Raw genomic sequence first — 12,087 nt, forward strand, 5'->3', positions numbered from 1 at the left:
AGCGCGGCATGCTCATGATCCCGCTGGCCCTGATCGTCGCGATCATCGTTTCGGCGCTCGCCGTCGTGCGCACCAAGCACGAGAATCGCGCGCTGGTCGCCGAACTGGAGACGCTGCGCGCCGAGCGCGAGCGCCTCGACATGGAATGGGCGCAGTTGCAGCTCGAGGAAGCGACGCTGGCCAGCAACAACCGCGTCGAGCGCATCGCCCGCGAGCAGCTCGGCATGGTCGAGCCGCGCGATTACGAGATCATCGACCAGGCCCCGGTTGCGGGAGCGTCGCGATGAGCGCGCGCCGCAGCGTGACACCGCCGGCCGAGCCGGTGGGCAGCTGGCGCCGGGCCTTCGTGCTCGGCGCGTTGGGCGTCGGCGCCTGTGTGGTGTTCGGCCGCGCCTTCCAGCTGCAGGTCATCGACCAGGATTTCCTCGCCGCCGAGGGCAGCAAGCGCTTCATCCGCAACGTCGTGATTCCGGCGCATCGCGGCGCGGTCGTCGACCGCCGCGGCGAGCCGCTGGCGCTGTCGGCGCCGGTCGAGTCGCTGTGGGCGGTGCCGCAGGCGCTGCTCGATTCGCCGCAGCACGTCGAGGCGGTGGCCAAGCTGCTCGGGCGCCGCCCCGCCGAATTCCGCAAGTTCCTCGAGGCGCGCGCCGAGCGCAAGTTCGTCTACATCAGCGATCCGCTGTCGCCGGCCGAGGCCAAGCGTGTGCTCTCGCTCGGCGCGCCCGGCGTGTTTTCCGATCCGGCCTACGCGCGCTACTACCCGGCCGGCGAGGTCGCCGGCCAGATCGTCGGCTTCTGCGGCCGCGACGGTGCCGGTCTGGAAGGCATCGAGAAGTCGCAGGAGTCGGTGCTGCGCGGCAAGCAGGGCTCGCGCCGCGTGATCCGCGACCGCACCGGCCGCATCGTCGAGGACAACCTCGAGTTCGCCGAGGCGCAGTCGGGCGAGGACGTGCAGCTGACGATCGATCTGCGCATCCAGTACCTCGCCTATCGCGAGCTCAAGGACGCGGTGATCCGCAACAAGGCCAAGGGCGGCAGCATCGTCATCGCCGACAGCGCGACCGGCGAGATTCTCGCGGTCGCCTCGCAGCCGGGCTTCAATCCGAACAATCCGGGCGAGCGCAAGCCGCCGGGCACGCGCAACCGCGCGATCGTCGATTCGTTCGAGCCGGGTTCGACGGCCAAGCCGCTGCTCGTCGCGCAGGCGCTGGAGCTCGGCCTGTTCCAGCCGACCAGCACGATCGATACCGGCCCGGGCTGGTTCAAGGTCGGCGCGCTGACGGTGCGCGACGTGCATCCGGGCGGCGTCATGGATCTGGCCAAGATCCTCGCCAAATCGAGCAACGTCGGCGCCGCCAAGATCGGCCTGACGCTGGGGCCCGAGGCGGTGTGGTCGGGCTTCCAGCGCTTCGGCATCGCCGAGCCGATCTACACCGGCTTCCCCGGCGAGGCCGGTTCGGTGCTGCGCCATTACACCGAGTGGGGCCAGATCGCGACCGCGACCGCTTCGTACGGCTACGGCTGGTCGGTCAACGCGCTGCACATGGTGCGCGCCTACGCGGCGCTCGCCAATGACGGCCTGATGCCGCACCTGCGGCTGATCAAGGATGCGCGGCCGGTGCCGCCGCAACGCGCGATTTCGGCGAACACCGCACGCGAAGTGCGGCACATGCTGGAGACCGTCGTCGCCCCGGGCGGCAGCGCGACCCGCGCCGCGATCCACGGCTACCAGGTCGCCGGCAAGACCGGTACCGCGCGCAAGCTCTCCGACACCGGCGTCTACGATCCGAATCGCCACCAGTCGCTGTTCGTCGGCATGGTGCCGGCCGAGCGGCCGCGACTCGTCGGCCTCGTCGTCATCGATGAGCCCGGCGACGGCGCGTACTACGGCGGCCTCGTGGCGGCGCCGGTGTTCTCGAAGGTGATGCAGGGCGCGGCACGCCTGCTGCAGATCTCGCCGGACGGCACCGACACGCCGGACCTCGCGCCGCCGGATGCGCCGCGACTGACGGTGGCGCTGCCGCCGGAGACGCCGGCGCCCGCGCCGAAGACCAAGGCCGGGGTTGCGCTCGTCAAGGTCGCGGAGCCGCGCCTGTGAGCGCCGCCGCGCATTCACTGAAGACGCTGCTCGGCGGCTATGGCGTGCCGGCGCCGGACTTCGAGGTGAGCGGCGTCGAACTCGATTCGCGCCGCGTCACGCCGGGCGATCTGTTCCTCGCCTGCCGCGGCAGCGGCGCCACGCACGGGCTCGCGCATCTCGAGCAGGCGCTGCAGCGCGGCGCGGCCGCCGTCGCCTGGGAGCCGGCGCCCGGTTACGGCGAACCGGACATCGGCATTCCGCAGGTCGCGGTGCCGCAGCTCGGCCGGCGTGCCGGCGAGATCGCCGCGCGCTTCTACGGCGAGCCTTCGCAACATCTCTACTGCGTCGGCGTCACCGGCACCGACGGCAAGACCTCGACCGCGTACTTGGTCGCGCAGGCGCTCGACGCGCTGCAGCATCCGTGCGCCTACATCGGCACGATCGGCCTCGGCCGCGTCGGCGCGCTCGAGAAGAACACGCACACGACGCCGGATCCGGTCGTGCTGCAGCAGTGGCTCGCACGGCTGCGCGCCGAGGGCGTGCGCGCCTGCGCGATGGAAGTCTCTTCGCACGCGCTCGATCAGGATCGTGTCGCCGGCGTCCGCTTCCGCACCGCGGTGCTGACCAATGTCACGCGCGACCATCTCGACTACCACGGCACGGTCGATGCCTACGCCGCCGCCAAGCGACGCCTGTTCGAGCGGCCCGACGTGGCCAGCGCGGTGCTGAACCGCGACGACGCGCGCGGCGCCGAATGGGCCGACGCGCTCGAGACGCGCCTGCAGGTGATCCGCTACGGCATCGAAGGGCCGCGCCCGGCCGGCAACTTCGTGATCGCCCGCGATCTGGCGCTCGGCGTCGATGGCCTGTCGTTCGCGATCGACAGCCACCGGGGCTCGGCGCGGCTCGCCAGTCCGCTGCTCGGCCGCTTCAACGTCCACAATCTGCTCGCCGCGCTCGGCGCACTGCTCGCGCATGATCTGCCGCTCGACGCTGCGGTCGCGGCGCTCGCGCAGGCGCGCACCGTGCCCGGCCGCATCGAGGGCTTCCGCGGCCCGCATGCGCGGCCGCTGGTGGTCGTCGACTACGCGCACACGCCGGAGGCGCTGCGCCAGGTGCTGCGCGCGCTGCGCGCGCACACCGCCGGCCGGCTGAGCGTGGTGTTCGGCTGCGGCGGCGATCGCGATCGCGGCAAGCGGCCGCTGATGGGCGCGGCGGCAGTCGAGCTCGCCGACCGCGTCATCGTCACCGACGACAATCCGCGCAACGAGTCGCCGCAGGCGATCGTCGCCGAGATCCTCGCCGGCATCGGCCTGGCGGCGAGCCCGGTCGAGGCGCCGCGCGTGATCCACGACCGCGCCGAGGCGATTCGCACGGCGGTCGCCGAAGCGGGCACCGACGATGTCGTGGTGATTGCCGGCAAGGGCCACGAGGACTACCAGATCTACGGCAGCGAGGTGCGCGCGTTCAGTGATCGCGCGTTCGTTGCCGCGCTGGTCGGTGCGGAGGCGCGCGCGTGTCTGACGATCTGAGCCTGTTCGCGCTGTCCGAACTGCTGGCGCCGCTGCACGGCGAGCTGCGCGGCGCCGACCGGCGCTTCACGCGCGTCAGCACCGACAGCCGCGCGCAACTCGACGGCGCGCTGTTCGTCGCCTTGCGCGGCGAGCGTTTCGACGGCCATGCCTTCGTCGCCCAGGCGCGCGCCGCCGGCGCCGTGGCGGCGCTGGTGTCCGAGTTTGTCGACGATCCGCTGCCGCAGCTGAAGGTCGCCGACACGCTGGCCGGCCTGCAGCAGATGGCGACGCTGTGGCGCCGCCGTTTCGCGATTCCGGTGGTCGCCGTCACCGGCAGCAACGGCAAGACCACGACCAAGCAGATGCTCGCCGCGATCTTTCGCGCGCGCGGTCCGGTGCTGGCCACGCAGGGCAATCTGAACAACCACATCGGCGTGCCGCTGACGCTGCTCGGCCTGCGCGGCGAGCACCGCACCGCCGTCGTCGAAATGGGCGCCAGCCATGGCGGCGAGATCGCCCTGCTGGCGCGCATCGCCGAACCCAACGTCGGCGTCGTCACCCAGGCTGGCGACGCGCATCTCGAAGGCTTCGGCTCGCGCGAGGGCGTGGCGCGTGGCAAGGGCGAGCTGTTCGCCGCGCTCGGCGCCGGCGGCGTCGCCGTCATCAACGCCGAGGACGCGTTCTTCCCGTTGTGGAAGGAACTGGCCGGGCCGGCGGCGGTGCTGAGCTTCGGCCTGCGCGACGGCGCCGACATCCGCGCGCTGCACGTCGAGGCGCTGCCGGGTGCCGGCACGCGCTTCACGCTGGTGACGCCGCAGGGCCGCGCCGAGGTGCAGCTGCCGGTGCCGGGCCGCCACAACGTCATGAACGCGCTCGCCGCGGCCGGCTGCGGCATCGCCCTCGGCCTCGGGCCGGCGCAGATCGCGATCGGTCTGTCGCAGATGGAAGGCGCCGCCGGACGCCTGTCGTGGAAGGCAACGCCGCAGGGCGCGCGTCTGCTCGACGACAGCTACAACGCCAATCCGAGCTCGCTGCGCGCCGGGCTCGAACTGCTCGCCGAGCTGCCGGGCCGGCGCTGGCTGGTGCTCGGCAACATGGCCGAACTCGGTCCGGACGCGGCGCGCCTGCACGCCGAGGCCGGCGCCAGCGCGCGGCGCCTGGGCATCGAGCGCCTGTACGCGCTCGGCCCGCTCGCAGCCGAGGCCGCGGCGGCCTTCGGCGCCGGCGGCGAGCGTTACGACAGCGCCGAACAACTCGCGGCCGCGCTCGCGCCGCAACTCGACAACACCATCACGCTGCTGGTGAAGGGCTCGCGGTCGTCGCGCATGGAGCGCGTCGTCGCCGCGCTCACCGGCGAGTCGATGCATGGGGGAACCCACTAGTGCTCTACCACCTCGCCGAATATCTGCGGCAGCACGTCAGCGGCTTCAACGTCTTCACCTATCTGACGTTCCGCAGCGTGCTCGGCATCCTGACCGCGCTGATCTTCTGCTTCTCGTTCGGGCCGTTGCTGATCGAGCGCCTGTACCGTTTCAAGTTCGGTCAGCCGGTCCGCGATGACGGGCCGAAGACGCACCTGAAGAAGACCGGCACGCCGACCATGGGCGGCCTGCTGATCCTCGGCGCGATCAGCGTTTCGACGCTGCTGTGGGCGGACCTCAGCAACCGCTTCGTGTGGTTCGCGCTGCTCGTCACGCTGGCCTTCGGCGCGGTCGGCTTCGCCGACGACTACATCAAGATCAAGTACAAGGATCCGAAGGGTCTGCCGGCGCGCAAGAAATACTTCTGGCTGTCACTGGCCGGCTTCGGCGTCGCGACCCTGATCTACTGGACGGCGAAGACGCCGACCGAGACGACGCTGATCCTGCCGTTCGTCAAGAACGTGTCGATCTCGCTCGGCCTGTTCTTCATTCCGTGGGCGTACCTGGTCATCGTCGGCTCCAGCAACGCCGTCAATCTGACCGACGGCCTCGACGGCCTGGCGATCATGCCGACCGTGCTCGTCGCCTCGGCGCTGGCGATCTTCGCGTACGCGAGCGGCAACGCCAAGTTCGCGACCTATCTCGGCATTCCCTTCATCAGCGGCGCCGGCGAGCTGGCGATCTTCTGCACGGCGATCGCCGGTGCCGGTCTGGGCTTCCTGTGGTTCAACGCCTATCCGGCGCAGGTCTTCATGGGCGACGTCGGCGCGCTGGCGCTCGGCGCGGCGCTCGGCGTGGTCGCGGTCCTGGTCCGCCAGGAAATCGTGCTGGCAATCATGGGCGGCATCTTCGTCGTCGAGACGGTATCGGTCGCGCTGCAGGTCGGCTACTTCAAGTACAGCGGCGGCAAGCGCATCTTCCGCATGGCGCCGCTGCATCACCACTACGAGCTCAAGGGCTGGCCGGAGCCGAAGATCATCGTGCGCTTCTGGATCATCACGCTGATCCTGGTGCTGATCGGCCTGGCGTCACTGAAGGTGCGCTGAGCATGAACTTCGACGGCCAGCAGATCCTGATCGTGGGGCTCGGCGCCAGCGGCGCCTCGGCCCTGCGCTATCTCAATCGCACGGGCGCGCGGCTGACCGTCACCGATTCGCGCGCGGCGCCGGCCGGCATCGACGCGCTGCGCGCCGCGCATCCGCGCGCCGACTTCCACCTCGGCGCCTTCGCGGCGCCGGCGCCGCTGGCGCAGTACGCGCTGGCGGTGGTCTCGCCGGGCGTGTCGCTCGACGAGCCGTTCGTGCGGGCGCTGGCCGCTGCCGGCGTCGAGATCGTCGGCGACATCGAGCTGTTCGCGCGCGCCGTGCGCGCGCCGGTCGTCGGCATCACCGGCAGCAACGGCAAGAGCACCGTCACCACGCTGGTCGGCGAAATGGCCAAGGCGGCCGGCTGGCGCGTCGCGGTCGGCGGCAATCTCGGCACGCCGGCGCTGGACCTGCTGGATGACGCGGCCGAGCTTTACGTGCTCGAGCTGTCGAGCTTCCAGCTGGAGACCACGCACACGCTGCACTGCGCCGCCGCGACGATCCTCAACCTGTCGCAGGATCATCTCGACCGCCACGGCACGATGGCGCACTACGGCCGCGTCAAGGCGCGCATCTTCAATGGCTGCCGTGCGGCGATCGTCAATCGCGACGATCTGGCGGTGATGGCGCTGGCGCCCGCCGGCGCGCTGAGCTTCGGGCTGGATGCGCCGGCCGCCGGGCACTACGGTCTGCGGCCGGACGCCGCCAGCGCCGACGCGGTGCTGGCCTGCGGCGACGAGGCGGTGCTGGCGCTCGCCGAGCTGAAGATCTTCGGGCTGCACAACGCCGCCAATGCGCTGGCGGCGCTGGCGCTCGCCGATGCCGTCGGCGTTCCGCGCGCGGCCAGCGTGGCGGCGCTGCGTGCCTTCACCGGTCTGCCGCATCGCTGCGAATTCGTCGCGCGCGTCGACGGCGTCGACTATTTCAACGATTCGAAGGGCACCAACGTCGGCTCGACGCTGGCGGCGCTGCACGGTCTGCCGGCGCCGATCGTCTGGCTCGGCGGCGGCCAGGGCAAGGGGCAGTCGTTCGTCGAGCTGCGCGAAGCGCTAGCCCGCAAGGGCCGCGCCGCGGTGCTGTACGGCCAGGACGCGGCGCTCATCGAGCGTGACGTCTACGGCGCGCTGCCGATCTGGCGCGAGGCGGATCTGCAGGCGGCGCTGCGCCGCGCCCGCGCGCTCGCGCAGCCCGGCGATCGCGTGCTGCTGTCGCCGGCCTGCGCGAGCTTCGACCAGTTCAAGAGCTACGTCGATCGCGGCGAGCAGTTCCGTGCCGCGGTGAGGGGGCTCGCATGAGCGGCGCCGCCGCCAACTGGGGGGTCCCGCAGGCGCGCTACGGCCTCGACGGCTGGCTGTGCGGAGCGGTCGCCGTGCTGCTGCTGTGGGGGCTGATCATGGTCGCTTCGGCCTCGGTCGCACAGGCCGAGAAGCTGACCGGCGAGCCGTTCTACTTCTTCTACCGGCAGCTGATCTTCCTGGCGGTCGGCGGTGCGATCGGCTTCGGCTTGTACTGCGTGCCGATGCAGCAATGGCAGCGCAGCAGCACTTGGCTGTACGTGTTCGCGATCGGCCTGCTGATCCTGGTGCTGATCCCGGGCGTCGGCGTCAAGGTCAACGCGGCGCGGCGCTGGATCGACCTCGGCCTGTTCCGCCTGCAGGCTTCGGAGGCCGCGCGCCTGGCGCTGATCATCTACGTCGCCAGCTACATCACCCGCCGCCAGCAGCCGCTGCAGACCAGCTTCAAGGGGCTGGCGATGCCGCTGATCGCGGTGATGATTCCGTCGCTGCTGCTGCTCGCCGAGCCCGACTTCGGCGCGACCGCGATCCTGATGGGCGTGGTGTTCCTGATGCTGTTCCTCGGCGGCGCGCGCGTGCATTACTACCTCGCGTTCCTCGGCTTCGCGGCCGCCGGTCTGGTGATGATCGCGATCGCCGCGCCGTATCGCGTCAAGCGCATGCTCAACTTCATGGACCCGTGGGCCGATGTCGAGAACGCCGGCTGGCAGCTTGCGCAGTCGCTGATCGCGGTCGGCCGCGGCGAGTGGACCGGTGTCGGGCTGGGCAACAGCGTGCAGAAGCTGCTGTACCTGCCGGAAATGCACACCGACTTCATCTTCGCGATCATGGCCGAGGAGTTCGGCCTGCTCGGCGTGGCGACGCTGCTGACGCTGTTCGGCATCGTCGTCTGGCGCGGTTTCGTGATCGCGCGGCGCGCCGAAGTCGACGGCCGTCGCTTCCAGGGCTTTCTCTGCTACGGCCTGAGCGGCTGGATCGGCCTGCAGTCGCTGATCAACATGGCGGTCAACATGGGCCTGCTGCCGACCAAGGGCCTGACGCTGCCGATGCTGAGCTACGGCGGCTCCTCGCTGCTGACCGTATGCGCGATGCTCGGCCTGATCCTGCGCGTCGACTACGAGAACCGCGCCGCGGCGTTCGGCGTGACCTCGGCGGAGGATCGCCGGTGAGGGCGCTGAAGTTCATCGTCATGGCCGGCGGCACCGGCGGCCACGTCTACCCGGCGCTCGCCGTCGCGCAGGATCTGCGCGCGCACGGCCACGAAGTGCGCTGGATGGGGGCGCCCGACAGCTTCGAATCGCGCGTCGTGCCGCAGAACGGCTTCAACATCGACACCATCCGGGTGTCCGGCCTGCGCGGTAAAGGGCTCGTCAAGCTGCTGAAAGCGCCGCTGCTGATCGTGCGCGCCGTGCTCGACGCGCGCGCAATCCTGCGGCGCGAGCGCCCCGACGCGGTGCTGGGCATGGGCGGCTTCGCCGCCGGCCCGGGCGGCATCGCCGCCTGGCTCGCCGGCGTGCCGCTGATCATTCATGAACAGAACGCCGCGGCCGGCCTCACCAACCGCGCGCTGGCGCGGATCGCGCGCGTGGTGCTGCAGGCCTTCCCGGACACGTTCGGCAACGGCTGCACGGTCGGCAATCCGGTGCGCGCCGGTTTCGCCGAGCTGCCGCCGCCGGCGCAGCGTCTCGCGCATGACGGCGCGCCGCGCCTGCTGGTGATCGGCGGCTCGCAGGGCGCACGGGCGCTGAACGAGCGCCTGCCGCAGGCACTCGCCTTGCTGCCGGCCGGCGAGCGGCCGCAGGTCCGGCACCAGGGCGGACGCACGCTCGAGGTCGCGCAGACGGCATATCGCCAGGCCCAGGTCGAAGCCGAACTGAGCGCGTTCATCGACGACATGCCGGCCGCCTACGGCTGGGCCGATCTCGTCGTCTGCCGTGCCGGCGCCTCGACCATCGCCGAGCTCGGCGCCGCCGGCAATGCGGCCATCTTGGTGCCGCTGCCGAGCGCCGTCGACGACCATCAGACGCGCAATGCCGAGTACCTGTCGCGCGCCGGCGCCGCACTGCTGCTGCCGGAAGCCGGGCTGACGCCGGCGCTGCTGGCGGCGCGCCTGCGCGAGCTGCTCGGCGATCGCGCCAAGCTGCGGGCGATGGCCGAGGCCGCGCGCGCGCGGGCCTGGACCGGTGCCACCAAGACGATCGCCGAGGCCTGCATCGCCGCGGCGGCGGGGAGCACGACATGAGCGCGATGCTGCAGAACCTGATGATGGCGCCGATGCGCCGCGTGCGGCGCATCCACATGCTCGGCATCGGCGGCTCCGGCATGGCCGGCATCGCCGAGGTGCTGATCAATCTCGGCTACGTGGTCAGCGGCACCGACCTCAAGGACAGCGCCGCGACGCGCCGCCTGCGCGAGCTGGGTGCGACGATCCATCTCGGCCATCGCGCCGAGAACGCCGCCGGTGCCGATGCGATCGTGGTGTCGACCGCGGTCAAGGCCGACAACCCGGAAGTCGTTTACGCGCGCGAGCAGCGCATCCCGGTCGTGCGGCGCGCGGAAATGCTCGCCGAGCTGATGCGCTTCCGCTACGGCATCGCCATCGCCGGTACGCACGGCAAGACCACGACGACCAGTCTCGTCGCCAGCGTGCTCGCCGAGGGCCAGCTCGATCCGACCTACGTGATCGGCGGCAAGCTGAAGTCGGCGGACAGCAACGCGCGCCTCGGTCTCGGCCAGTATCTGGTCGCCGAAGCCGACGAGAGCGACGCTTCGTTCCTGCACCTGTCGCCGATGATCGCCGCGGTCACCAACATCGACGCCGATCACCTCGAAACCTACGGTCACGACTTCCGCCGCCTCAAGGCGACCTTCGTCGAGTTCCTGCACCGCCTGCCGTTCTATGGCCTGGCGATCCTCTGCGTCGACGATCCGGTCGTGCGCGAAATCCTCGACGATGTCGGCCGGCCGGTGCTGACCTACGGCTTTCGCGAAGGCGCCGACCTGCGCGCCGTCGACGTCGAGCCGCAGGGCAGCGGCTCGCGCTTCGCCGTGCTGTTCCGCGACGGCGGGCGCGAAGCGTTCTTCCTCAACCTGCCGGGCCAGCACAACGTGCAGAACGCGCTGATCGCGATCGCCATTGGCCGCGAGCTCGGCGTTTCGTTCGACGCGATGCGTCGCGCGCTGGCCGGCTTCGGCGGCGTCGGCCGCCGCTGCGAGCCGCACGGCGAACTGCGTCTGCCGGGCGGCGGCCGCGCGCAGCTGGTCGACGACTACGGACATCACCCGCGCGAGATCGCGGCGACGTTCCAGGCGATGCGTGCCGCCTATCCGCAGCGGCGTCTGGTCGTGGCTTTCCAGCCGCACCGCTACACGCGCACGCGCGACCTGTTCGAGGACTTCGCGGCGATCCTTTCGGAGGCCGACGCGCTGCTGCTCGCCGAGGTCTATGCGGCCGGCGAGGCGCCGATCGAGGGTGCCGACGGCCGCGCGCTGGCGCGCGCGATCCGCGCGCGCGGCAAGGTCGAGCCGATCTTCGTCGCCGGCGTCGCCGAGCTGCCGGACGCGCTGATGCGCGTGCTGCGCGACGGCGATCTGCTGCTGACGATGGGCGCCGGCGACATCGGCGGTCTGGCCGCGCAGCTGGTCCAGCAGCACGGCGCCGGAGGCAAGGCATGAGCGCGCCGCTGCACAGCACCGAGCGCCGCGACGAGCCGATGGCGCGGCACACGTCCTGGCGCGTCGGCGGGCCCGCCGACCGCTATTTCGAGCCGGCTTCGCGCGAGGCGCTGGCAGCGTTCGTGCGCGGCCTGCCGCCGCACGAGCCGATCCTGTGGCTCGGCCTCGGCAGCAATCTGCTGGTTCGCGATGGCGGCGTGCGCGGCACGGTGATCGGCCTGCACGGCGCGCTCGACGCGATCGAGGTCGACGGCCTGACCGTCACGGCCGAGGCCGGCGCGCACTGCGCGCGGCTCGCCAAGACCGTCGTCGCCCACCGGCTCGCCGGCGCCGGCTTCTTCGCCGGCATTCCCGGCACCGTCGGCGGGGCACTGGCAATGAATGCCGGCGCGCACGGTGGCGAGACCTGGGACGTCGTCACCGAGGTCGAGGTGATGCGTCGCGACGGCTCGACGGTCTGGCTGCCGAAGTCGGCATTCCGCTACGGCTATCGCCACGTCGAGCTGCCGGCCGACGCCGCCGGTTTCGTCGCCGCGCGCTTTCGGTTCACGCCGGATGCGGACGGCCGGGCCGAGGCGGACATGAAGGCCTGGCTTGCGCGGCGCAAGGCGACGCAGCCGGTCGGTCGGGCGACGGCCGGCAGCACCTTCCGCAATCCGCCGGGCGAGCACGCCGCGCGTCTGATCGAGCAGTGCGGCTTGAAGGGCTACCGCCTCGGCGGTGCCGAGGTCTCGACGCTGCACGCCAACTTCATCGTCACCGACGAGACCGCGCGCGCGGCCGACGTCGAGCGCCTGATCGCGCACATCCAGAACACCGTTTTCGACAAGACCGGCATCCGCCTCGAGCCGGAAGTTCGCATCGTCGGAGAAGCCGCATGAGGCGCACGACGAATCCGCAGGACTTCGGTCGCGTCGCCGTGCTGGCGGGCGGCTGGGTGAGCGGCCGCGCCTGCGAAGTGCCGGTGGCACTTCGCGCGGACGCGAACGCCCGGCCAGGGATGGCCGGGCCGGGGCG

At 71.4% G+C, this 12,087-nt stretch carries 10 protein-coding genes; all 10 read left to right on the plus strand.

Going from position 1 to position 12,087, the window contains the following annotated elements:
* The first annotated feature begins 8 nt into the window (after positions 1 to 8).
* From ftsL to murB, 10 genes are read left to right on the plus strand one after another with little or no spacing between them, the layout of a single operon-like run.
* The gene (gene ftsL, locus H149_RS0108410) at positions 9 to 287 is read left to right on the plus strand and encodes a cell division protein FtsL (RefSeq protein WP_154654703.1); all 279 of its coding nucleotides are present in this window, start codon (positions 9 to 11) and stop codon (positions 285 to 287) included.
* A complete protein-coding gene (locus H149_RS20295) occupies positions 284 to 2,098 on the plus strand; it encodes a peptidoglycan D,D-transpeptidase FtsI family protein (RefSeq protein ID WP_020649304.1) in 1,815 nt (604 codons plus the stop codon). Before ftsL ends, H149_RS20295 begins: the two co-directional genes overlap by 4 nt.
* Positions 2,095 to 3,612 carry a UDP-N-acetylmuramoyl-L-alanyl-D-glutamate--2,6-diaminopimelate ligase gene (locus H149_RS20300; protein ID WP_020649305.1) on the plus strand — a complete coding sequence of 506 codons (1,518 nt, stop codon included), beginning with the start codon at positions 2,095 to 2,097 and terminating at the stop codon, positions 3,610 to 3,612. The genes H149_RS20295 and H149_RS20300 overlap by 4 nt, the downstream gene beginning before the upstream one ends.
* Positions 3,597 to 4,976 (plus strand): UDP-N-acetylmuramoyl-tripeptide--D-alanyl-D-alanine ligase, encoded by a 1,380-nt coding sequence (locus H149_RS0108425; protein WP_026353031.1) that lies wholly within the window; start codon positions 3,597 to 3,599, stop codon positions 4,974 to 4,976. Before H149_RS20300 ends, H149_RS0108425 begins: the two co-directional genes overlap by 16 nt.
* On the plus strand, positions 4,976 to 6,061 hold the full coding sequence (gene mraY, locus H149_RS0108430) for a phospho-N-acetylmuramoyl-pentapeptide-transferase (protein ID WP_020649307.1): 1,086 nt from the start codon (positions 4,976 to 4,978) through the stop codon (positions 6,059 to 6,061). The genes H149_RS0108425 and mraY overlap by 1 nt, the downstream gene beginning before the upstream one ends.
* A gap of 2 nt (positions 6,062 to 6,063) precedes the next feature.
* Positions 6,064 to 7,395, plus strand: a complete 1,332-nt coding sequence (gene murD / locus H149_RS0108435; RefSeq protein WP_020649308.1) for a UDP-N-acetylmuramoyl-L-alanine--D-glutamate ligase — start codon at positions 6,064 to 6,066, stop codon at positions 7,393 to 7,395.
* Positions 7,392 to 8,564 (plus strand): putative lipid II flippase FtsW, encoded by a 1,173-nt coding sequence (gene ftsW / locus H149_RS0108440; RefSeq protein ID WP_020649309.1) that lies wholly within the window; start codon positions 7,392 to 7,394, stop codon positions 8,562 to 8,564. Before murD ends, ftsW begins: the two co-directional genes overlap by 4 nt.
* A complete protein-coding gene (murG, locus tag H149_RS0108445) occupies positions 8,561 to 9,637 on the plus strand; it encodes an undecaprenyldiphospho-muramoylpentapeptide beta-N-acetylglucosaminyltransferase (protein WP_020649310.1) in 1,077 nt (358 codons plus the stop codon). The genes ftsW and murG overlap by 4 nt, the downstream gene beginning before the upstream one ends.
* Complete coding sequence (gene murC / locus H149_RS0108450) at positions 9,634 to 11,070, plus strand: UDP-N-acetylmuramate--L-alanine ligase (protein WP_020649311.1); 1,437 nt, start codon at positions 9,634 to 9,636, stop codon at positions 11,068 to 11,070. Before murG ends, murC begins: the two co-directional genes overlap by 4 nt.
* Positions 11,067 to 11,951, plus strand: coding sequence for a UDP-N-acetylmuramate dehydrogenase (gene murB / locus H149_RS0108455; protein WP_020649312.1), 885 nt, complete (start codon positions 11,067 to 11,069; stop codon positions 11,949 to 11,951). Before murC ends, murB begins: the two co-directional genes overlap by 4 nt.
* Positions 11,952 to 12,087 lie beyond the last annotated feature (136 nt).

The organism is Solimonas variicoloris DSM 15731 (genome assembly GCF_000382285.1).
GTDB lineage: Bacteria > Pseudomonadota > Gammaproteobacteria > Nevskiales > Nevskiaceae > Solimonas > Solimonas variicoloris.